Genomic DNA, 22,796 nt, shown 5'->3' on the forward strand with positions numbered 1-22,796 from the left:
CCGCTTTCTTAATGGGAAATGGATAAAATCCGGCATACGTCTATATTATTTGTATTTTCCATCAAGGAATGCTGATTTGACTACAAACTTTTATAAAAACTTAAATTTTTGTGCCTAAAATTAATATCTATAAGATAATTTAAGCTGCCTACTTAACTTCGAATTCTGTCACATAATGAATATTTATTGGCGTTTATGGCTCCAAATTTGCTGATCAACAGATGTAAATCTTAGCTATATATTTAGATGAATTATTATTTTGCATTTAAATAATAGTTATGATCTAGAACATACCATTGGTTAAATCATTATTATATCTTTGCTCAACAGTGTTGCTAAGGAGTTTAAAATCTCGTCACCAATCCAGTGCAGCAGTCCTAATACAGAAGTCGTCTCGTACATATGATAAAAGAGACAATACGCCTGATCTTCATGACCCGCCTTATATCATCTCTCTAGATTGTTGTCACTAAAATAATTCGGCAACATGCATCATGTAAAGATCTACTTAACATGATGATATTCTTAAATAGATTTCATCTGGCAACATTCTCACACCAACCATAACAAATATTTATGTCTATTAAAGAAGAACTTCTGCACTCTATGGGTGCGACAGAGGAAGATTATAATCCCGGCGATTATATCTTTCGGGAAAACAGCAGTCCGCAATTCTACCATCAGGTAGTGTCAGGCGAGGTAAAACTGAACAATTACAATAGCGAAGGCAAAGAATTTATTCAAAATATTCATACATGCGAAGACGGCATTGCTGAATCCATGCTTTTCACCGATAAGCCATATCCTATGAATGCGATCGCTATGACGAGATGTACCATCATCAAAGTTTGCAAAACATCTGTTCTATCTTATTTAGTTTCAAACCCTGAAATTTATTTAAATATTTGTAGATCCCTTTCAGAGCGCCTTTATCGCAAATTTGTTTTGATGCAGAAAATATCGAGTCACAACGCAGCGGAAAGATTAAAAGAGGTCATTGATTTGATGAAAAGAGAACAAAATCATAATACAAAGCCATTTACTTATGAGGTTCCACTCACAAGGCAGCAGCTGGCATCACTTACGGGACTCTGCCTTGAAACAACCATAAGAACGATTAAAAAGATGGAAAGGGAAAAAACGTTGCGGATTCATAACAGAAAAATTTTTTATTGATAAGATCAGTCTGTGAACACAAGGTAAGGCGTGATATAGGCCGACAACAATATAATAATATTACGAAGTGATATCCAGTTCTTATTAGAAATGAAGGAATTAGTGCTCATGTAAATGTATATGAAGTAAAGTATTTGGAAAAAAGATATACGGAGCATTTATTTATATTGAGAACTTTACAAGAGTAACCCAATATTTAGACACTAACTGTTAGATCAAGTCGTGGCTATTACAATTCAGCTCTAATTTTTTTGTCCTTAAAGATCAAAATCCGGCAATTTTATTTGAGAGTAAAATTTTTCCCTAATAAAGTCATTAATTTATTGACTAAATGTCTACTTAGAAGATCAATTCAAAATCTTCATCCTTATCCTAATAAACTTTGTTAAGTAGATGGTTTCAGGGTTTTTAAAAAAAATTCCGCTATGCTGAAATAATGCAAATGATTCTAATCAGCCAATTCATTTGATACACCCCCCCGCTTTATTATAAATATTGGTGTCTCTTTTTTAAGTGATATTAAAAATCCCCTGTTTAACATAAAACAAAGGGATTTTCATTTAATATGATGATATTGGTGTTTATATGTAGCATTGTTATCATTTAAATCTAAATGAAGAATTGATTTGTCGGAAGAATTATACTAGGTACCTGTTTACGATTCCTTCCATATCCCAGAGATTAAACGGCTTTTTTAGATAATCATTTGCTCCCGAATTCTTTTTGATTTTGACGATGTTTATGCTGGCACTCATCAGGATGATCGGCACCTTTTTGAATTTTTCATTTTTTCGCAGTCTGTTAATCGCTTCTGCACCTCCAATTTCGGGAATAAAATAATCCATTATGATCAAATCTGGCTGAAAACTATTGGCAATTTCCACTACATTATGGGAAATCTGTGAAACCTCCACCTGATAACCGTTCTCGGAAAAGATAATTTTTAATACTTCAAGAACGGCAGCGTCATCATCAAAAATTAATATTCTCTTTTTGTACATAGTTGGCAATTTTTAGATGTTAATTGATAAAACAAGGTTGCATTAACATAAATAAGATCTCAAAGCTATAAAATCTTTCTTGATCTAAGCATGATTTGACCTACCATTTTACAAGTTGTAGTAAGCATTGATAAATTTTTACACTTTTAGGTCTTATGCATAATTTTGATATGAATTAATTAAATCGCTAATCAATTATTGTTAAAATTTGAGCTAATCACTTTGATGCTTGGCATAGAAAAGGTGCTGTATTAAGATAATGATTTTGCATTTTTGAACTGTCAAATCAGAATCAGATAACATTTTCAAATTTTGGGTCTTTTTCCATGGCTTTATTAAGCACCAATCGGTTTTCTTCACCCCATTGTTCAATAGTTAAGATCAATGGTAAGAGTTTTTCTCCAAGTTCTGTGAGTTCATATTCAACTTTAGGAACTTTGGTCTGGAAAGTTTTTTTATTAATGAATCCGTGCAATACTAATTCCTGCAACTGTTTATCCATTACTCTTCTGTCAGCATTTGGAATTTTGCGTTGTAATGCACTTGGACGTTTGAGGTTTTGGGAAATATAATAAACAAGCATCAGTTTCCATTTACCATTCAGAAGTTCTTTGAAAAACTGCAATCCGCAATCAAGCTGAACAGGTGTTTTCTTTTGATACATAAATAATAATTTTGCCGTTGTAAAATTACATGTTTTTTCAACAGGTCAGTGACTGGCAGCATACGCATAAATTTATGCGTAATTGCCCGGTAAAAGAAAGCATTCTACTTTTACACAAAATATAATTATAAACAGACAATGATCAAATTCACGTTTTTAGTACAGAAGCTACCAAGCTTAAGCCTTGAAGAATTTATAGATTATCATAAAAATCAACACGCTCCTTTATTCTGTTCCATCCCTGAGACGGAACTATACGTTAGAAAGTATGTCGTTAACCACCCTATAGCAGCAGAAGGTTTCCCTAAGCCATTATATGATGCTGTAGTAGAAATCTCGTTTGACTCGTTTGAGGATTTCAACACCTTCTTCAATTCAGAAAATTATTTAACCAAGGTTCGTCCCGATGAACCCAATTTTTTTGATAATGAAAATTATATTGCAATGGCAAATAATGAGACAATCATTAAAGCTGGTGTATAAGTAATAACTTATCAATGCCGCACATCTAAACCATTAGTTAGATGTGCGGTACGACCTGAAGATGCAGCTAAAAAATCACCATAAATGCGGGCATTTTTGTGAGATACTTTAAGTTGCCTACTGCTTATAGTATTTGTACGAGATAATCCAAATATCCTTTTTTACTGCCCCTGAGTGGCAGCCTCTCCCTGTCTAAACTATAATAAGGCTTTCTCTTTTGCCTACTTTGAAAAATACCTTTTATGATTTCAAATTTTTCGGAAAACAGGGTATGATAAGACCAGGTGGTGTTCGCAGCGGTGATTAGATTGATAAAACACTGTTCTTTCATCGTACTTTTCACGAAATAAATTGAGGATCATTGGTATAAATTATCAGATAACTGTCAGTAAAGTATTTTACCATTTTTAATTTTTACGATATTATTTCTTTCCATTTTTTTAATTGTGCGGATAACTGTTTCAACTCTTAATGCTGTAAGATTGGCCAGTTCCTGTCTGGTTAAAGGAATCTGAAAGGTGTGTTTTTTTTGCGACATTGAATGAGTTTCTTTAAGATCATCCATCAACATTTTAATTCTGTTTGTAGGATCAGCAGAAGAAAGATTAAATAACTTCAAATAATTTTGATGTAATGTGTTGCTTAAATATTTAAACATATTGATTACAGCATCAGCATTATGATTTATTAGATTCAAAAAATCATCTTTTGGCAATTTGATAATTTTGCATTCTGTTTTAGCATACCCGTTCATAGAATAAGGTTTGTTACTAAATAGAAATGATTCACCAATGCTTTGCCCGTCGGAAAGAATATTTTGAGTAAATTCTTTTCCATCTAAATGGTAGTTATTTAGTTCCACTATCCCGTTTTCAATTTGAAAATAATATTTTGGAGAATCCCCTTCTCTAAATATCAATTGGCTGGATATATAATTCTCTGATTTTGCACCGTGTGCATAGAGCAAACTTTCATCAAATATCATGACTTTGGTTTTTATGATTACACTTGTACTTATCTATTTTTAATTATACAAATTGTAAACCATAATGATATATTTGATTTTCAATAATACACAATTTACTGATATTTAGTTAATTGTGTATTTGGCAAATGCGCATTTTAACAACTTTTGGAACAATCATTCTCCAAAACATAGAGATTATATCTTCAATGATATTGTGTTGTAATCCTGAATATCGGTAAAACGCTCATTCCCGACACCAACAGAGATGATGATTGCCAGTTCCATTTACCGTTAATTACCTCCAGCGCATCCTTTACAGGTTTTACGGTGTTGAGACATTCGTTGTAGGGTTTCTTTTTTGCCATTGTTATTGATGTATTAAATATCCGAAGAACGTTCTGCATTGATTTCATCCATCAACTTAGCAAAAAGCTGTGCCGATTTAATGCGGTCTTCCAGTGCAAAGATATTGGAAACCATAATAATTTCATCAACCTGAGTTTTGTTTAGGAAATCTTCTACCTGCTTTCTAACCGTTTCCTTGCTTCCAACAAACGAATATTTCAGCATTTGATGTAGACTTGGATTTTTCAAAACCTCTTTTAGGTCTTCTGTCATTTCAGTTGGAGATTGGAGCGGTTTTGAATTTCCGGTCAGGACACCAAAAAACATTCTGATGAGTGATGTAAACGAGCGCTCTGCATCTTCATCCGTATCAGCAACGATGATGTTGACGCCGGCGATTGTGTACGGTTTGTTTAAAACTTCCGATGGCTGGAATTCTTCACGATAAATTTCCAAAGCCGTGTGAAGATGGGTAGATGCGAAGTGACTGGCAAAAGCGTAGGGCAATCCTTTCGCTGCAGCCAAATGGGCACTGTCTGTACTTGAACCTAAAATGTAGATAGGCACGTCAACGCCTTCCGCAATCGGAACCCTCACTTTAGAAGTTTTATTTTCTGCTGAAAAATATTCCTCAATTTTTTCCACTTCAGCCGGAAACGAATGCGCGGCCTTCATAAAATCTGAACGGATTGCCTGTGCTGTCGGCATATCAGTTCCGGGAGCTCTTCCCAATCCCAGATCAATTCTGTTGGGATAGAGTTGTGCTAAAGTTCCAAACTGTTCCGAAATCACCAGCGGTGAATGGTTGGGAAGCATAATTCCGCCCGAACCGACTCTTATCTTTTTTGTATTTTCAGCGACATAACCAATTAAAATCGAGGTAGCACTACTTCCCACTGATTCCGAATTGTGATGTTCTGCAAACCAATATCTGGAATAATTATTCTCTTCTGCAACCTTTGCCAATGTAAGCGACTTGTTTAAAGTTTCTTTAAAACTGCTGCCTTCTGAGACAATAGCCAGTTCTAAAATTGAATATGATGTTTTTTTACTCATTATAGTTCTTTATAATGTTTGAATCGTACTTGAAAAAATTAACAGCACAAAGTTACAAAATACAAAGACCTTTACTGGGCGGAAAAGCATTTATCGAAAGCATTGATGAAATGGAGAAAAATGCTACCTCCTCAAAATTGCAGGATGCAATCAATAATCACAAATCTGAGACTGATGTACATATTACTCGTCTTGAAGAAGTTTTTGAAATTTTAGGAGAAAAAGCTAAGGCAGAGAAATGTGATGCAATGGATGGTCTGATAAAAGAAGGTGAGGGCATAATGGAGGAAACAGAAGCTGGTTTTGTTCGTGATGCAGCCATCATTGCAGCTGCGCAAAAGGTTGAACATTATGAAATTGCTTCATATGGTTCTTTAGTATCATACTGCCAATTATTGCAAGAGGAGGAGGCAATGAAAATACTACGGCAGACATTGGATGAAGAAAAATCTTGTGACTCATTATTGACAGACCTGGCAATTTCTGAAATTAATCTTGAAGCTGCTGACGCATAATAAAGTCCAAGTTTAAAAAAAAACAATCTTTTAAGGTTGCTTTTTTATTTTACTGGAAGCTTTTTATGTGATTGACCAGAGCCAGAATTAAATTTCTTAGGATCAACCATTGGGCAACTATCATGAAATAATATTCACAGATTTTAAACTTTTTGATTATACCCTCTTAGAGCTAAATGGTAAATTAGAGCTTGTGAAATATTGTAGCAGACATTATACCTCTATGAAAGGCCACGTGTGATTTACCTCATAAAATTTCTACGTCTTGTGGTGTATGGTTGAAAATCATCTATATTGGAATTAACAATAATATAACCATGAATTTTAGCCAAATGAAACTCTCAAACTATTAGTAACATCGAAAAATGACCGAAGTTATTACTGCGGCGAGTTCAGAACCGGAAAGCATGCATGATACCTACCAAAAAACATTTGCTGGGATAGGCTATACAAATTTCGGTTTTTACATTACTATTGATGACTCGATGCCTGTCGACCTTTATTTAGAACGAATATCAAAATCAAAAACAGTATTCTTTATAGGCGGTGATCAGAATAGGATACGCAGACATCTGGAGAACTCAGCGATTCGCAGTTTACTTAAACAAAAATATCAGAAGGACAAAAGTTTTATCATAGCTGGCACCAGTTCCGGGTGATGTGCATGCCTGAAATTATTACTTGCGAGGCAGAGAACGGAGAGACAATACTAGTGAATGATATAAAACTTGTTTAATGCCAAATTGTATAATAATTTGCGATTTTAATATTAATTGATTTAAATCATAAATATTAAAATTTTTAATTCCTTTTTTTATATAAAATTTTAGCACTCATAAGTAGCTATAGTTATCCGCGAACCAAATTACAATCGATATGAAAAAAAACTTTTTTGAAAGGTTTTCAGACCGTGCTGTATGCTTTACCGGCAGCCCTTCAGCATTTATTATTGCCGCTTTGATGGTTATTATTTGGGCTGTTACCGGACCAGTCTTCAAATTTTCCGAAACCTGGCAATTGGTGATTAACACCGGAACTACCATTGTTACATTCCTGATGGTTTTTCTTATTCAGAAAACACAAAATAAAGATTCAAAAGCAATCCAGATTAAATTGAACGAGCTTATTGCGTCCAGCGAAAAAGCAAGTAACCGTTTGGTTGATATTGAGGATCTAACAGAAGAAGAGTTGGATGAGCTGCACCGATTTTATGAGAAGCTGTCTAAACTCCCGAAGAAAGAAGCGGAGATGGTACGTTCGATCGATGAAAAATAATCTTTTATTTTATTTTTATTTACTAAATATTCTGATATGGCAGAATCCCGAAAAAATAATAGTATCCCGGAGTTATCATTAATAGGCTACAAAAATTTAATAACTGATCTTGAAAATACGGTTAATGAGATCGGTAAAACTCTCATGGATCATAAAGAATCGGTTTCAGTTGCTGAAAGTGTTAGCGCCGGCTTGTTGCAACTGGTGTTTTCACAAGCAAATGATGCATCGGATTTCTTTCAGGGAGGAATCACAGTATACACACTGAAACAGAAAGTAATGCACCTGAATGTTGACGAAAATGAAGCTATGAAATTTGATTGTGTCTCGCCTCATATAGCAGAAACAATGGCATTGAATGTGTCAAAGATGTTTCAGACCCAATGGTCGGTTGCAGTAACAGGATACGCAACTCCTGTTCCTGAATCGGAGCAAAAACTGTTTGCTTTCTTTTCCATAGCATATAATGGGAAAGTCATACGCACAGAAAAGCTTGATCTGCATCCCAGAACGAAGCCATTGAACGCACAACTTTACTATAGCGAATTTATACTCCTAAGCTTGAAAAATGAGATTGATAAGAAACAAGAAAAACCATAAAAATAATATTACTTTCAAACGAAAATCATTATGAAAAATTTACAGCTGAAAAATAAGTCTGTACTCATCACAGGAGCAGACAGTGGGATTGGAAAAGCCATTGCCCTGCTTTTTGCCAGGGAAGGTGCTAATATTTCTTTCATTCACTACAACGATGACGAAGATGCAAAGAAGACTGAACAGGAAATTAAAGATTTAGAAGTACGCGCTCTATCTTTTGGCGGCGACATTAATGACAATAATTTCTGTGAAGATGTTGTATCAAAGACGGCTTCTGAGTTTGGAGGAATTGATATTGTCGTAAATAATGCCGGGACACAAATTCCGGCAGAAAATATCTCAGACCTTAAGGAAGAAGATATCAGGAAAACATTTAACTCTAATATTATCGGGATGATTCTCCTCACCAAAGCGGCGTTTCCATATTTGAAACAAGGCAGCTCGATCATCAATACAACTTCTGCCGTAGCCTATCAGGGACATGAAGAATTGCTTGACTATTCTGCCACAAAAGGAGCGATCGTTTCCTTTACCCGCTCGCTGGCATTACAGGCAAAGCAAAAAGGAATCAGGGTAAACGCTGTTGCTCCGGGTCCTGTTGCGACACCTCTTACCGAGAAAACGTTTGGAGAAGAGAAAGAAGATAAAAGTAAACCACCATTGGAAAGGAATGCAACAACAGAGGAAATTGCCACAAGCTATTTGTTTTTAGCTACCGATGCTGCTGCACAAATTACAGGACAGGTTCTGCATCCTAACGGAGGTTTAATTGTTAATGGGTAATAGATACTATGAACGGAGTCATTATACAATTCTTTCATTGGTACCATCCGGGAAATCTTTGGAATGAATTTATAGAAAAAGCAGAATACTTAAAGGATTTGGGATTTACGGCTGTTTGGTTTCCGCCTGCGGTTAAATGTGAACTGGGAACAGAAGGAAGAGGATATGATGTCTATGATCTGTACGATCTTGGCGAGTTTGACCAGAAGGGAACAGTTGCGACAAGATATGGAACAAAGCAGGAATATTTGAATGCAGTTAAAAAAGCACACGACCATGGGCTGCATGTGTATGCTGATGTCGTCCTAAATCATAGAATGGGACCGGACGAAACAGAAAAAATCACCGTACAGCAGGTAAGTGGGGAAGACCGGAATGAGTACATTGGTGAACCTTTTGAAGCAGAAGCCGGAACAAAATTTACCTACCCGGGAAGGGCTGGCAAATATTCTGAATTCATCTGGGATCACCAGTGCTTCAGCGGAATCGATTGCGTCAAGAAAAACAACGAGGACCTAAAAGGTATTTTTAAGATCCACAACGAAAGCGGGATCGGCTGGAATGACGCAGTCAGCCATCAGTTTGGAAATTATGACTATTTGATGGGAGCAGATGTGGAATTCCGAAATCCGCACGTTGTACAGGAACTGAAAAACTGGATCAAATGGTACATCGATACGACTAAAGTTGATGGTTTGCGTTTAGATGCACTCAAACATATCTCCAGCGATTTTCTTAAGGAATTCATAGATTATATCCGAGAGGAGATAGATGATGATTTCTTTTGCGTTGGTGAGTTCTGGAAAGATAAAGTTGAGAAAATTTACAGTTTTTCAGAAAAGATGAATCACATTTTATCCTCCTTCGATGTTCCACTACACTATAACTTTTTTCGCGCCTCAACTGAAGGAAATAGTTTTGACTTAAGTAAAATACTGCAAGGGAGTTTTCTGGAACAAAATCCTGTGTCGTCAGTTTGCTTCGTCGGAAACCACGACACACAAAAGTTGCAGGCTTTGGAATCTACAGTCGAAGATTGGTTCAGGCCAATTGCCTATACAATCATCCTTCTTTCTGAAAACGGTTATCCATGCGTTTTCTATCCGGATCTTTTTGGTGCGGAATATACAGACAAAAACGAAAATGACGAGGAAGTGAAGATTATAATGCCGAGAATCGAGATTCTTCTAAAATTGCTCGAAGCCAGACAGAAGTTTGCATACGGAGAACAGATCAATTATTTTGATCATCCCAATTGTATTGCCTGGATCAGAAAAGGCAATGAAGAAAAGCAGGGATGCGTTGTGGTTATTTCCAACAGTGAAGAGGGTTATAAAGAAATTGATCTTGGCAAGGAAAGTGCAGGGTTAAGATTTATAGATTTTCTGGAGCTGCGTGAAGATAAAGTTGTTTTAGACGAAAATGGAAAAGGTACATTTTGGGTAAATCCAGGTTCTGCAAGTGTATGGGTCAAATCCGAATAAACTGATTGATTTGAATATTCTTTTAATATAAATTCTACTTATAATGAAAAAGCAAACCTTTTTTTACCAAAACAGTCTGAGTATTGTACTATTAATATTCATGGTGATCTTTCTCATCGGCCAGTTTTTCACAGGCTGGAAAACTGAAAATAAGGAACTGATTGAAGAAGGGCAGGCGGGCCTCGATTTCGGTCAGTACATCCAAAGCGGGCATTTTATCCAGGCCACTTTTGAGAATTGGGAAAGTGAGTTCTTACAAATGATGCTTTATATTCTGCTTACGGTCTCACTGAGGCAGAAAGGCTCAAGTGAATCCAAATCTTTGGAAGGGGAGGAAGATGTAGATAGAGAGCCTGTTGCACATGCCAACTCACCATGGCCGGTGAAAAAAGGAGGGGTTTGGTTAGCGATTTATAAGCATTCGCTCTCTATTGCCTTTGGGATTTTGTTTTTACTGAGTTTCGGGCTGCATTTTTACGGCAGCTGGCAAGATTATAATGTTGACGAACTGATTAAAGGACATCCGGCAATTACTGCAGGCGAATATATTTTTGAATCAAGGTTCTGGTTTGAGTCTTTTCAGAATTGGCAGAGTGAATTTTTAGCTGTTTTTTCTATCGTGGTCTTGTCAATCTGGCTAAGGCAAAAGGGATCGCCGGAATCCAAGCCTGTTGATATGGCAAATGATGAAACTCCATAATATAATGATGAAAAGCATACATTGTACAGTAGAAACTCCAAAAGGTTCCAATGCCAAATATGATTATGACCCTGAACTTGGTGGCTATCTTCTCACGAAATATCTTCCTCTTGGATTTGCTTTCCCTTACGATTTTGGGTTTATTCAAGGAACATTAGGAGAAGATGGTGATCCGTTGGATGTAATTATTATCTCCGAACAAGGATCATTTTCAGGATGTTTAATGGAGTGCCGAATCATTGGTGCTATCAAGGCTCTACAAAAGGAACGAACCGGTAAGCAAGTGGAAAACGACCGTTGTTTGGCAGTACCTGAAGTTTCCGTCGTCTTTAAAAATATTCTTGAGGCAAAACAATTGCCGGATTCTGTTTTGGAAGAGCTTAAAAACTTTTTCATCGGCTATAACAGGCAGGCGGGGAAGAGCTTCAGGCCTTTTAAAATGATCAATTCAAAACAAGCACTCAAAACAATAGAAAAATCATTAAAGGATGCCGATCACTTAAAGAAGATAGAGATTTTCGTTCCGATATTTGACAGCAAAGGAAATCGGTTTTCGGAAGAAATATATAGAAAGATCAAGAAGAAATTAACTGACGATTTCGGAGGAGTGACTGCTTACACCCAAATGCCGGCAGACGGCATCTGGAAGGATAAAAAAGAGAGGGAAATCAAAGATCAGATTATCATTTACGAAGTAATGGTCTCTAAAATAGATAAATCTTACTGGAAAACATATAAGCAAAAACTACAGGAGCAATATCAGCAAAAAGATTTAATTATCAGACAGAGTGATATAGGTTTGCTCGCGTAGTATCCCGCTTTATGTTGTTTGCTGTCCTATATAGTATAAGTTACGTCAATTTATAGTAATATTTAATATTCTAACAAGGTTTTTATGCGTGAAGGAATATTTCTATCTTTTTCTTGAAATTTCATCTAATAACGTGGATATTATGGACGATAAGGAGAAACTGAAGATGAACAACTGAGACAAAGAGTTGATGAGCTTTCGGACTTTATTGAAAATGGTTCAGTACCGTTACATTGGTAATGGTAAAGGTATCATTATTTGGGTCAATCAGGCAGAACTCGACCTATTAGGATACAGTAGAGAGGATATAGGTTTTCTAATTAGCAATTTTTCATAAGGATGCTGATGTCATTCAGGAAATTCTACATCGGTTGACAAGTAACGAAACGCTGCGAGACTTACCTGCCATACTTAAATGCAAAGACGGTTCTGTCAAATATGTTACCATAAATTCCAATGCATGGTTAGGGATCAGACATTTGTGTATTCACGATGCTTCACAAAGGATATTAAACCCTTAGTTGAGGAAGAAAATAGGAAAAATAAACTAATGCGTTTATTAGAAGAGAGCGAAGAGCGTTTAAGGCTTGCTATTGAGGCAACTAACCTTGGAACTTGGACTGGGATTACGAAGAAGGAAAAATGTTTTTTTCTGATCACTCGATGAAGATCCTGCATCTTATTTCAGACCAACTTAATTATAGCGCTGTTTTGGAACTGATTCATCCGGATGATCAGGATTATGCCAATCAAACCATCCGGAATATACGGGAAGGTAAACCTGATAGACATTTCGATCTTGAATGCCGTCTGAGACGATCCGATATCACGACAACACGGGTAAAGATTCAAGGTTCAACATATTTTAGTGAGGAGGGAAGGCTTCGCAGGATCATTGGTTCGATGATCGATATAACTGATATTAAAAAAGCGGAAGCAAAAAATGCAGAACTGGTGACCATCGTTAACTCTTCCCATGATGCTATTGTAGGCAAAGCGCTTAAAGGGAAAATTACAAGCTGGAATTTTGCAGCCGAGGAAATGTTTGGATATACGGCAGATGAAATAATGGGACAGTCAATTTTACAACTTATTCCCGAAGATCGGAAAAAAGAAGAGGATTTCATTATAGAACGATTACAAGCGGGAGAGTCCATAACGTATTTTGAAACTAAACGCCTTACCAAAGCAGGCAATCTGACTGATGTCTCTCTGACTATTTCCTCCATAAGAAAGGATGCTGGCTTAATTTTCGTTATTTCAAAAATTGCCAGAGATATTACCGGTTATTGAGAATGATGAGGCACGTAAAATTCTACAAATTGGAATAGGTACGCCTGCGACCAGAGCATCGATCATTGAAACATTGCCAGAGATTATGTGAAAAGAGATAAAAATCCTTAATACCCACCAAAAAGGTTTGCAGGTTTATGAGCTGGTCTAGGATAAAAAGATTGCTGATGCGGTGATGACGGCGGAATGGGAACTGGCGATGCAAAAGATTGAAAATGGTGAATCGAGTTCCTCAACATTTTAAAAAGAGATGGAGAATTATGCAAAAGAAATAACTCAGGAATTGCTGAATGCTTCAGTTCACCGTGAATACTTACCTGAACTATTTTGTCCCAAATGCAGAAATCACCTGATTCGTGATAATATCGTTAAATGTCCGGATGAGAGATGTGGCTGGCTACAATATCGTAATGTGTGTGGCGTACAATTGAGCATTTCGGACCTAGAAAGCCTATTGGTTAAGGGAAAGACGCCGCTTATCGAAGGAATGTAGAGTAGGTCGGGAAAGATTTTTAATGCTTTTATCATTCTGAATGAACAGGCGGAAACCAGTTTTGCATTTGAGCCGGATACACCAAAAAAGCAGAGATAGTTGCAATTGATGCATCAATACCACAATTAAATATCTTACTATGATGAGTTTTTATAGAAGTATATTGAGTTATGATATATTTACCCGTTGTGCATATTAAATTAAATTTGGTCTATAGCATCTACTCATTTCAAACAATGAATGACTTTTTCTCTTTAATCAAAATGCACAACGCGTAATATTAAAAAATATCTTTTGCCATTAAAAGATATTAATATAGGTATAAGCAGTTCCTCCAGAACTGATTGTAAACCACTCAGCTTCAGAAGCAGATCCTACTTGGTAAGTTGGATAGGTGGCGCCACAACTTGAGATGCCTATCTGGAAACTGTCATAAACAGTATTAGGGCTTGCATTATCTCTTACATCAAATGCAAAGAATCTCCAGTCCGTCGTAGGGGAAATACTTATTACATTGGGATGATTGTAAGGTAAAACTGCAGCAGGAGTAGTAGCAGACATTCGCACAAGAAAGTCATTGACAGCGGGACTTGCGGCATTGGCTGTGTAATATTTCTCATAGGTAGCAGTTGTAGTCGGTGGAATCGTAAAATTTCCACTTGATAAAGTGTTACCCATGTACAGTTCGGGTACACAGTTGGTAACATGATTAGCTCTAAGTCTTCCTGTCAATTTATAAATCGTGTAGTTATTGATTACTAATGTACTTTGCTGCGCAAAAGCAGAGACACTTAAGAATAAACCAAAGATTGGAAATATTTTTTTCATGTGACTTATTTTAAAAGATGTTAATGTAGCTGTATGTTATTCCTCCTGATGAAATTTTAAAAAATTCCGCATCTCCATAGGTGGTTGAGATATAACTGTCCCCTAACCAACAACTGTTTGTTCCATCCCCTAAGTTTCCATTATAATAGGTTTCAGGTACACTTGTTCCTCCGGATGAAACAGGTACACTCGTTCCTGCGAAATACATTTGGAATTTAGTATGTCTCCAGTCAGTCATTGTCGCAATAGCACCAGACGGTATTAGTGTAGGATGACTGGGCACTCTTGGAGTTGCAGGATTAGTAGCACTGGTTTGCACAAGGAAGGATGTTATACCGGTCGCAGAGGCATAGGACGACAATCCATATACAGTCCCTGCAGGAACAACCAGCTCAGTCGGTACTGCAGGTGCGGAAATACTCACCATCGGGTAACATGTACCTAATGGAGTAGCTAGTAAAATTCCGTGAAAATCATACGCTGAATAGTTGCTTACAGTCAACTTGCTTTGCTGGGAACTTAGCAATCCTGAACTGCCAATAAATAAAGCTAAAATTATTCTTTTCATAGCAGATTGGTTATAGTTTTACATTATTTCTTATCTGTGCAGATTTTTTCTCGTTGATCTGAATTGCCCAAACGAGTATCGCTGAAATATCACCATTTGTTTTTCTCTGAATTTCATCTTTGGAGACACCCGTTGACTGTATTAATTCTATTGCAGAAGGCAAAAGTATTTTCTTTCTTCTATCGCTCAATTCCGCTGAACCAGAACGTTTCTCTTCTTCTGTAGGCCTGTTAGCCGGATCTCCAAGACTTTTCATTGCTCGGTCAAAGTTTTGCATTTCTGTCGTTTTCATAGATTCGACTGTATTAACTGCAGTACTCTCGTTCGTACAGGATAATAAAGTTATTGATACAATAACTGTAAAAAATAGTTTTTTCATAAGTAAATAAGATTTGATTGTTATAAAGATTTTATGTTTTTGAGCTAGAGCCATGTTGGATTCGTATTGTTTAGACATTAAAGGCATAACGGTAATTTACTATTTCTACAATGTTCCATATATTATTACTCGTGTATTATGTGAATTATTATATGATGCAATTTACTTTATTTAGATGTATGTAATGAATTAATATATGTACCATGTGGGAATTATTTATAAATTTTTACCTAAAAAATATATTTTTTCAATGAATTTAATGATGGAGCCTTTCATGGAAAAATCATTAAAGCATTTTAGAGACAGGGAAAATAAAGGTGTATTTCACTAATGAAAAAGTGAATTATTTTGATGCAAATATTTGAAAAATTGATGCGTAATTTTTTATAAAACCCAATTTCCATGTAGGAATTGATAAATTATTACGTCCGTAATTTTAATAAACACTTTAACTCTATGGTAAATTATAAGCTGGTTTATTATTATAAATCTACTTATTGGAGTTGCTAACTTTGTTAGGACACAATTCTTATACTTTTTAACTTTAAGATTATAAGAAAGATCAGAAAAAATTGCAGTTTAGAAATGCAGTTTAGAAATCGAAGATTCGACGAAGTCAATTTAAGATCCAAGCAGTATCTAGCGAGGCAATGTATCCTTGGTGGCAAGAATTGGGAATTTACAAAGAAAAATTTCATTACTGTGGACAACGTAAATTCCTGCCATTCTTAAAACACCCATTTCTTGTTTACAAAGCAGAAACACAGGAAAAATTATAGCGGGTATTCCTGCGTTCCAAAGACCGTGAACTTGCAATCGATATTTACACAAACTACTTTTTGATACACGTTCGGGCGAAGAAAATATTTTGGAAATAGCAAAGCATACTACAGGTGATTTAGATTTGGTAGGCTTTATCGTTATGGCGAAAACAAAAAAGTAGATAAAGCATTGGATGAATTAAAGCTTCACGATTAAATATCTGACCCCAAGATAGGTATGAGAAAATAAAATAGAGTTGAAACAGGGAGTAATAGAGTTGATTATTTATCTTCGTAATATGAATGACTCTTTTAAATTAGAAGTAGCCTACAATATTTCCATTTCAAATGTTTGGCAGGCAATGACTGAGGTTGAACTGTTGAAAAAATGGTATTTTCCACAGATTATACATTTTGAGCCAAAGGTCGGAGCGGCTTTCCTGTTTTCCGATGACGGCTCACACTATCAGAAAGAATGGAGAATTTCAAAGATTGAAAATAACCGTTTACTGGCCCACAGCTGGTCCTATAAAGGATTTCAGGAAAGTTCAGAAGTCATTTTTGAATTGTTTAAGCATAATGAAATGACTATTTTACGATTGACACATACGGGGTTGGCTAGCTTTCCGGTCGATCCGCATTTTGCCTATCAGCGATTTGAGCAGGGTTGGGAAATGATACTTGGGCGAAATCTACATCGTTGCCTGGAATATCAGTCAGAATAACGCTTACTGAATATATCAGCCAACATCATATATTTATAGATATTCAGGAGTAAGATCTTTATCACCAGACCCGCAAGTGATTTCGAAATACACATCGCATAGGGAAAAAGTTATCAGCGTTTTCCAGACAACCTAGGTAAGACTTTAGCATCAGTTAATCCAATAATGCAAGAGCTAGATGTTAAGTCTCGTACGGCAGGGTAAACCAAAATGTGCTCCCTTCACCCTCAATACTTTCAGCGCCAATCTGCCCGCCATGGCGGGCTATAATGTCGGCACTGATGTACAGTCCTAGTCCGAGTCCAGAAGCCTGTACACCTTTTGAATCGACTCTGTAGTAACGCTCAAAAAGGTGGGGTAACTTATCTGCCGGAATACCCGGACCTGTGTCCCTAAGTGAAATCTTTACGGAATCAGATCTTTGTTCAATCGTCAGGAATATTTGTTTGCTGTTGGGGGCGTATTTAATGGCATTGCTTATGAAATTAATGAGGACCTGCTGTATCCGGTTCTCATCCGCCACAATTTCAAGGTTTGTCCCGCCTTCAATCAATAATTCATGAGTGTCCGCCTGCAAAACATGTGCACAGCATTCGTTCACCATATGTAGTACATTAAACTTGCTTTTGTTTATCATTACCATGCCTTCATTAACCCGTGTGACATTCAGCAGTTCTTCTACCAGTACGGAGATCCTATCCATGCTTTTATTGCATTGTTCTATGAGTCTGGGAAATAATGCTGTTGGACTGGTCTTCATCCGGTCCAGGAGCTGTAAAGCAGCTTTTAAACTGGTAAGAGGTGTTTTCAGCTCATGGCTTGCAATCGAAAGGAAGTCGTCCTTTTGCTGTTGAAGTTCTTTATAAGCAGTGATGTCAGTGGCCGTACCCAACAGCTTTTTTCGGTTGCCATTGCTATCATAATGCACGTTCCCCTGCAGACGTACCCATCGTACAGAGCCATCTGCAAGCAAAATACGGGTTTCATAAAACAGTTTTCCTGTTTCCTTAGCGATAGCATGGGCTTCATTGCTAAGATGAGTATCCAACGGATGAAAGGTGGCCAGAACCTGCGCTCTGGAAACCGGACTGGTAACTGCGAAGATCTCATCAAAACGTTTCGAGCTTTTTAAAGTCTGGTCTGCGTAGTTTAATTCATAAGTTCCTATTTCAGCTGCTTCAATAGCAAGGCGGCTACGTTCCTCAATAATTTCAATCTCATTTCTTGCGATCACTTTATCCGTCACATCATTGCCTACGACCATAATGGATGTTACTGCACCTCTTAAATCCGTTACCGGTTCATAAACGAAATCGACAAACACAGTTTCATCCGTTCCATTTCGGTGCAAAAAGAGCTCGTGCTCTCTTCCATGGAATGCAATTCCGGTGGCAATCACTTGCTGCATGACTGGCGAATAGATCTCAGCTGCTTCGGCAACACCCTCCCAGATCACCCGCTGTTCCAATTGTTCCCGGGTCTTACCGACCAGTTCCAGATAGCCGTCGTTCACTTCAGTAACCATCAGATCCTCGGTCCGAATTACGCATATGGCAACGGGTGCCTGTCGGATCAGATTACGGAAGCGTGCTTCGCTAAGCAATAACTCATTATTGGATTCTGCCAGTTCTTCATTGGTTGTCACCAGCTCTTCGTTAAGTGCTGCCAATTCCTCATTTACTTCCTGGAGCTGCTGTTCAACAAGTTTTAGCTGGCTGATGTCAACACAGGAGCTGATATATCCGGCAAAAGTCCCGTCAGAAAGAAACCTCGGTGTACCCTTTTTCAGCAGCCAATGGTAAATTCCGTCAGCTCCGAGCAGTCTCATCTCAACACTGTAGGAAACCTTTTGGGCATAAGCCTGATAATGAATATCAAGGAAATTCTGCTTGTCTGACTGATGAATAAGGTCATGCCATCCCATTCGTATCAGCTTTTCTGCAGTTCTGCCGGTGAGCTGTGACCAGACCTTATTGAAATAAATCAGCTGTTCTTCCTGATCACGTACGGCTATCAGCACATCCGTATTATCAGCCATAGATCTGAAACGCTCCTCACTTTCGGTTAGTTCTTTCACACGGTCTTCCACGATGGATTCCAGCTCAAGGTTTATGCGGGAAAGTTCTTCTCTGCCAGCGTGGAGCTCTTCATTGATCGATGCCAGCTCCTCGTTCGATGCGGCAAGCTCTTCATTGAGGGATTGCTCACGGATAAGCAATTCCTTATTCAGGGCCGCCTCTTCAAGCATGCGTCTGTTTAGGTAGCGCTCGGTTACGTCAGTAGCAGTATGCAGTATAGCCATTACCAGACCGTTATCGTCCTTTATAGCACGGTACTCAAAATCAAAATAATACGTGTCCAGTACTTCGTTTACTATTATTTCTGCGGGAGTATCCTTTCCTGAAATGGTTAGACCTTCGCGCCATGCCTTTGCAAACATTTCCGGAAACGGCTGATCAGTAAGTTCAGGCATTGCCTCTATAAGACCTTTGCCTATAACCTCAGGACCGCGCCCCCAAATATTTAACATAGCCTGATTTGCAAATGCAATTTTCGCATCTTCTCCGACATGTACTGCAGTGGCTGCATTGCCAGCAGAAAGCACGGTGATTATCTGTTCAAAGTTTAAGATTTTCACTTGATCAATCATAATGACAGTTCGGGTTGAGAATTTAAAATATGCAAATAGGGGAAATTATACCTATTTTCAGTGTCAGTTAATGTTTCAATTATTGTTCCATTAAGTGCCATCTCATAAAAATCTTTAATAATCGTGGTATTTAAAATAAGACCATTGTCTCAATACGATTATTCTTTTAACTTGTCGATGAGGATTCAATGTGAATAAAATTCGCCTTTTCTGCGATGAAGCCGTTTAAGTTAGGAGAGTAGTTTTACAGGCAGGATTTTTGAGGAAATAATTAAAACTTCTATGTATCATTTGCAGTTACATAAAAATTGCAGATTAATACTGCACAGTGCGTTTCGAAGTTTAGGTATTTTTTTTAACGACATCTACCAGATGATCAATATCAAAGGGTTTTTCAATATAGTCGTCAGCTTTGCATTGCTCAGCCTTTTTAGATAATTCAGGAGAAGTGGACGTTAATACGGCTGATACGTCTTCTGTTTCGGGATCGGACTTTAATTCTTCAATTACCTCAGTTCCTCTTTTATCTCCTTTAATATATTCATCCACAATAACTACATCAGGATTGATCTCGTCAATCTCGTCAATCGGCTCTGTGGTTAATGACGGAATCACCCCGTACCCTTCAGTAGTCAGGATGTGATCCATAAGCTCTAATGTCTGTTCATCATCCTGAATAATCACTACTTTTTTCTCCATATGTCATTAATTTTTTTGTAAATGTATGAAAAAAATGATCGCAAGTAACGGCCTAGCTTACATCTGTCGAATCATAAAATGGATTTTAGAGTTTAAGCCCTGAACAACAAATCGTAGACTGACGGTATGCAGTCTTTTAAACGGACATAATCAACCGTATCCGTTTATCCAAAGTTGATACGCATCAGAAGTTTTTACTATGGAAGGCTCTGGTACAATTTAGATAAACAATAAGTAATTTGGAAATTTAGATAGTTTAAAGTTAAAATAGCATTCTTATCAATAGCTCCAATATTAGTAGATTTGTTCCTATAAATTATTATACATTTTTTTATCTGCCGTTTTCCGATCTGATAACACTCAGCGTCTGTTGAGTAATACCGAGATAAGATGCGATGTCCTAAAGGCACTCGCAGAAGAATACCGGGCTAATTCTGAAGTAAAATTTCATACCTCTCCTGCGCTGTCTGGAATTTTATTGAGTACCGTTGATGTGATATCTGTTTAATAGCGGATACCGCTAGAATGCGTGATAAGCGCTGAAGGAGCGGATTTGTGTCGACATAATCTTCAAGCAAAGTAAAATCAATGCTTCTAATGATGCTGTCTTCCAATAAGACCAGATTATAAGGGTAGTATTCATTTGAAAAAACGTTCTGCCGATATTATTGGTCATTCAAAGCGTCAACAAAGACACATCGTTCCAAACACTACTTCCGAAAGCCAACATACAAGATCAACGGAGGAAGTGAATAATTTTGATGAAGAAATCAAGGAGGACGATTTCAAAAAACAAATTCCGCAGGAAGAGCTGGATGAAATTTTCAGTACCGTTAAAGTTGATCTTCAGGAAGAGGAAGAAGAATGTAACAGGTACGAAGTTGCTGATGGCGATGCCGGTTTTGCACAGGGGGTTACCTTTGAAGAACTTGGAATCGTGGGGATGGTACTCAGACAAGAGACTGAAGATCCTTCCTTGCAAAAAGAAGCGGCAGACACAGTTCACAAAATGAAGGGAACCGAACTCTACAGCCTTTTGGAAAATTCGACTGAAGACGCTTCACGGCAAATCGCCGAGCTTCTGGACAAGAGGCTGTCACTAGAAGTAGATTCCGGTTCTTCCGTTTGGCGGAAAAAAAAGATCTCAATGATTTTGATATTGGGGAATTCGTTTGACACAGTTCTCCTTTACAATACATAAGCAAAAATATTTTATTCCTCTCTGCAGAAACCAGCAGTAAACTTTTAAAGTAAATTGGTCTATAGTCGCATCACAAGGATGAATTCTTCATTAGGATCACTAAGCTTAAAGTAATGATTAAAGAGAATCTGGAAAAGCAATGACCAGAAATGCTAAAACGACATGTGCAATTGCACCGAAGCGCAGCAAGAAAGAGGTGAAAGGTATTATAGCAGTAATACAGTGTGGTTAATGCGTATTGTAATAATTTTATTTATTGACGTATATTTTTGAAATATATTATAAAATATGTTGTTTATTATATTAAAATAACAAAAATAATAATAAATTTTTGTGGTAAAGTTATTTCGCGTGGTTTGATATTTGCATACATAATTAATAATGACAATTAACAATGATCTACTAATATCTTACGGTGCTACATTTGATGATTATAGAATTAATCACACTATTTTTTACGAGGGTACTATAGCTAAATTCTATTTCCAAATTGTAGATGGTACCGTATCACTCAATAATTACCATGAAGATGGAAAGGAATTCACACAGAATATTATATCGGACGGACAAAGTTTTGGTGAATCTCTACTTTTTAGCGAACTACCTTATCCAATGAGCGCAATTGTAAGAACAAATTCCACTATAATTAAGTTGCCTAAGACTAAATTATATAATTTACTAAGTCAAAATATTGAAGCAAACTTTAGTATGCTTAAATGTCTATCCGATAGGTTGTATTATAAATATAAAATGCAGCTGGGTATTTCTTCCAGTAGTTCACTATTTAAATTACAAACATTGTTAGACTACTTTAAAGACTTTAGTAATAATACTGCATCATTCTCTTATCTAGTTCCACATACCAGGCAGCAATTGGCTAATTTAACAGGCATGCGAGTGGAAACAGTAATCAGAACCGTTAAGAATATGGAAAAGGAAGGGCTACTTAGGCTAATAAATGGGAAAATATACTATTAAATAATCATTTTAAAGACTAAAGAACAACTTTAATAAACACATCATTATATATATATTAGACATCAGAATTTTATAGTTCTGATGTTTTTTTATGCCTTAATATTACTAACCTAAGCTAATCCAAAGAATTCCAAGAGACTGTAGCTGTGTAAAAAGGCAGACGTCTCTTTTCAGTATTTGTTCATTAACAACAATGAAACGGCATCATTTCTATCTAAAACTCGTGCTTTTTATGTCAAAAAACAGAAGTGTAAGACCATTAAGCGCTAAGAAATTCCATTGAATGTCAATTGATTAGTGCCGGTTGATAGCCCCGATACATTTGTTTCCAAGCCTACACAAAGCAGGTAATAATTAAAAA

General features: G+C 36.9%; 24 protein-coding genes. 14 read left to right on the forward strand and 10 right to left on the reverse strand.

All coding sequences use genetic code 11. The annotated features are described in order from the left end of the window. The first annotated feature begins 576 nt into the window (after window positions 1-576). Complete coding sequence (locus tag AC4FQ5_RS17320) at window positions 577-1,176, forward strand: Crp/Fnr family transcriptional regulator (RefSeq protein WP_491145333.1); 600 nt, start codon at window positions 577-579, stop codon at window positions 1,174-1,176. Between the two features lie 638 nt (window positions 1,177-1,814). Here the strand turns inward: AC4FQ5_RS17320 and AC4FQ5_RS17325 are convergent. Both AC4FQ5_RS17325 and AC4FQ5_RS17330 read right to left on the reverse strand, forming a co-directional pair. Beyond that, window positions 1,815-2,177 carry a response regulator gene (locus AC4FQ5_RS17325; RefSeq protein WP_491145335.1) on the reverse strand — a complete coding sequence of 121 codons (363 nt, stop codon included), beginning with the start codon at window positions 2,175-2,177 and terminating at the stop codon, window positions 1,815-1,817. A gap of 292 nt (window positions 2,178-2,469) precedes the next feature. After that, window positions 2,470-2,841, reverse strand: a complete 372-nt coding sequence (locus AC4FQ5_RS17330; RefSeq protein WP_491145337.1) for a winged helix-turn-helix transcriptional regulator — start codon at window positions 2,839-2,841, stop codon at window positions 2,470-2,472. A gap of 138 nt (window positions 2,842-2,979) precedes the next feature. Here AC4FQ5_RS17330 and AC4FQ5_RS17335 point away from each other — a divergent pair, with 138 nt between their 5' ends. Further along, a complete protein-coding gene (locus tag AC4FQ5_RS17335) occupies window positions 2,980-3,324 on the forward strand; it encodes an EthD domain-containing protein (RefSeq protein WP_491145339.1) in 345 nt (114 codons plus the stop codon). Window positions 3,325-3,709: 385 nt separating this feature from the next. On the opposite strand, the gene AC4FQ5_RS17340 is transcribed toward AC4FQ5_RS17335, so the two are convergent. The 3 genes from AC4FQ5_RS17340 to AC4FQ5_RS17350 all read right to left on the reverse strand — a co-directional run bounded on the left by AC4FQ5_RS17340 (window position 3,710) and on the right by AC4FQ5_RS17350 (window position 5,692). Further along, window positions 3,710-4,309 (reverse strand): Crp/Fnr family transcriptional regulator, encoded by a 600-nt coding sequence (locus AC4FQ5_RS17340; protein WP_491145341.1) that lies wholly within the window; start codon window positions 4,307-4,309, stop codon window positions 3,710-3,712. 185 nt (window positions 4,310-4,494) lie between these two features. Next, window positions 4,495-4,656 (reverse strand): hypothetical protein, encoded by a 162-nt coding sequence (locus tag AC4FQ5_RS17345; RefSeq protein WP_491145342.1) that lies wholly within the window; start codon window positions 4,654-4,656, stop codon window positions 4,495-4,497. Between the two features lie 13 nt (window positions 4,657-4,669). Further along, the gene (locus AC4FQ5_RS17350; RefSeq protein ID WP_491145344.1) at window positions 4,670-5,692 is read right to left on the reverse strand and encodes an LLM class flavin-dependent oxidoreductase; all 1,023 of its coding nucleotides are present in this window, start codon (window positions 5,690-5,692) and stop codon (window positions 4,670-4,672) included. Window positions 5,693-5,706: 14 nt separating this feature from the next. Here AC4FQ5_RS17350 and AC4FQ5_RS17355 point away from each other — a divergent pair, with 14 nt between their 5' ends. From AC4FQ5_RS17355 to AC4FQ5_RS17395, 9 genes are all read left to right on the forward strand, one after another. Continuing rightward, window positions 5,707-6,207, forward strand: coding sequence for a YciE/YciF ferroxidase family protein (locus AC4FQ5_RS17355; protein ID WP_491145346.1), 501 nt, complete (start codon window positions 5,707-5,709; stop codon window positions 6,205-6,207). A 365-nt stretch (window positions 6,208-6,572) separates the two neighbouring features. Next, the gene (locus tag AC4FQ5_RS17360; RefSeq protein ID WP_491145348.1) at window positions 6,573-6,866 is read left to right on the forward strand and encodes a hypothetical protein; all 294 of its coding nucleotides are present in this window, start codon (window positions 6,573-6,575) and stop codon (window positions 6,864-6,866) included. Between the two features lie 217 nt (window positions 6,867-7,083). Further along, window positions 7,084-7,482 carry a low affinity iron permease family protein gene (locus AC4FQ5_RS17365; RefSeq protein ID WP_491145350.1) on the forward strand — a complete coding sequence of 133 codons (399 nt, stop codon included), beginning with the start codon at window positions 7,084-7,086 and terminating at the stop codon, window positions 7,480-7,482. A gap of 36 nt (window positions 7,483-7,518) precedes the next feature. Continuing rightward, window positions 7,519-8,082, forward strand: coding sequence for a CinA family protein (locus AC4FQ5_RS17370; protein ID WP_491145352.1), 564 nt, complete (start codon window positions 7,519-7,521; stop codon window positions 8,080-8,082). 30 nt (window positions 8,083-8,112) lie between these two features. Continuing rightward, the gene (locus AC4FQ5_RS17375) at window positions 8,113-8,865 is read left to right on the forward strand and encodes an SDR family oxidoreductase (protein ID WP_491145354.1); all 753 of its coding nucleotides are present in this window, start codon (window positions 8,113-8,115) and stop codon (window positions 8,863-8,865) included. 8 nt (window positions 8,866-8,873) lie between these two features. Beyond that, the gene (locus AC4FQ5_RS17380; RefSeq protein ID WP_491145355.1) at window positions 8,874-10,349 is read left to right on the forward strand and encodes an alpha-amylase; all 1,476 of its coding nucleotides are present in this window, start codon (window positions 8,874-8,876) and stop codon (window positions 10,347-10,349) included. Window positions 10,350-10,392: 43 nt separating this feature from the next. Next, window positions 10,393-11,049: a DUF6766 family protein gene (locus AC4FQ5_RS17385; protein WP_491145357.1), complete on the forward strand. Its 657-nt coding sequence runs from the start codon at window positions 10,393-10,395 to the stop codon at window positions 11,047-11,049. Between the two features lie 4 nt (window positions 11,050-11,053). Continuing rightward, the gene (locus AC4FQ5_RS17390) at window positions 11,054-11,860 is read left to right on the forward strand and encodes an inorganic diphosphatase (RefSeq protein WP_491145359.1); all 807 of its coding nucleotides are present in this window, start codon (window positions 11,054-11,056) and stop codon (window positions 11,858-11,860) included. A gap of 615 nt (window positions 11,861-12,475) precedes the next feature. Then, window positions 12,476-13,153, forward strand: coding sequence for a PAS domain-containing protein (locus tag AC4FQ5_RS17395; RefSeq protein WP_491145361.1), 678 nt, complete (start codon window positions 12,476-12,478; stop codon window positions 13,151-13,153). A gap of 793 nt (window positions 13,154-13,946) precedes the next feature. On the opposite strand, the gene AC4FQ5_RS17400 is transcribed toward AC4FQ5_RS17395, so the two are convergent. The 3 genes from AC4FQ5_RS17400 to AC4FQ5_RS17410 all read right to left on the reverse strand — a co-directional run bounded on the left by AC4FQ5_RS17400 (window position 13,947) and on the right by AC4FQ5_RS17410 (window position 15,421). After that, window positions 13,947-14,474: a hypothetical protein gene (locus AC4FQ5_RS17400; RefSeq protein WP_491145362.1), complete on the reverse strand. Its 528-nt coding sequence runs from the start codon at window positions 14,472-14,474 to the stop codon at window positions 13,947-13,949. A gap of 10 nt (window positions 14,475-14,484) precedes the next feature. Then, a complete protein-coding gene (locus AC4FQ5_RS17405) occupies window positions 14,485-14,976 on the reverse strand; it encodes a hypothetical protein (protein ID WP_491145364.1) in 492 nt (163 codons plus the stop codon). A 76-nt stretch (window positions 14,977-15,052) separates the two neighbouring features. After that, on the reverse strand, window positions 15,053-15,421 hold the full coding sequence (locus AC4FQ5_RS17410) for a hypothetical protein (RefSeq protein ID WP_491145365.1): 369 nt from the start codon (window positions 15,419-15,421) through the stop codon (window positions 15,053-15,055). 1,018 nt (window positions 15,422-16,439) lie between these two features. Between AC4FQ5_RS17410 and AC4FQ5_RS17415 the strand changes: the two genes are divergently transcribed. Beyond that, on the forward strand, window positions 16,440-16,907 hold the full coding sequence (locus AC4FQ5_RS17415) for an SRPBCC family protein (protein WP_491145367.1): 468 nt from the start codon (window positions 16,440-16,442) through the stop codon (window positions 16,905-16,907). Between the two features lie 181 nt (window positions 16,908-17,088). Here AC4FQ5_RS17415 and AC4FQ5_RS17420 read toward each other — a convergent pair whose 3' ends face one another. Together AC4FQ5_RS17420 and AC4FQ5_RS17425 are read right to left on the reverse strand one after the other, a co-directional pair. Beyond that, window positions 17,089-19,557, reverse strand: coding sequence for a PAS domain S-box protein (locus tag AC4FQ5_RS17420; protein ID WP_491145369.1), 2,469 nt, complete (start codon window positions 19,555-19,557; stop codon window positions 17,089-17,091). Window positions 19,558-19,899: 342 nt separating this feature from the next. Continuing rightward, window positions 19,900-20,256 carry a response regulator gene (locus AC4FQ5_RS17425; RefSeq protein ID WP_491145371.1) on the reverse strand — a complete coding sequence of 119 codons (357 nt, stop codon included), beginning with the start codon at window positions 20,254-20,256 and terminating at the stop codon, window positions 19,900-19,902. A gap of 643 nt (window positions 20,257-20,899) precedes the next feature. Between AC4FQ5_RS17425 and AC4FQ5_RS17430 the strand changes: the two genes are divergently transcribed. Both AC4FQ5_RS17430 and AC4FQ5_RS17435 read left to right on the forward strand, forming a co-directional pair. After that, window positions 20,900-21,457, forward strand: coding sequence for a conjugal transfer protein TraD (locus tag AC4FQ5_RS17430; protein ID WP_491145372.1), 558 nt, complete (start codon window positions 20,900-20,902; stop codon window positions 21,455-21,457). Between the two features lie 381 nt (window positions 21,458-21,838). Continuing rightward, window positions 21,839-22,435: a Crp/Fnr family transcriptional regulator gene (locus tag AC4FQ5_RS17435; protein WP_491145374.1), complete on the forward strand. Its 597-nt coding sequence runs from the start codon at window positions 21,839-21,841 to the stop codon at window positions 22,433-22,435. The last annotated feature ends 361 nt before the right edge of the window (window positions 22,436-22,796 follow it).

This window comes from Chryseobacterium sp. DT-167, from assembly GCF_058310155.1.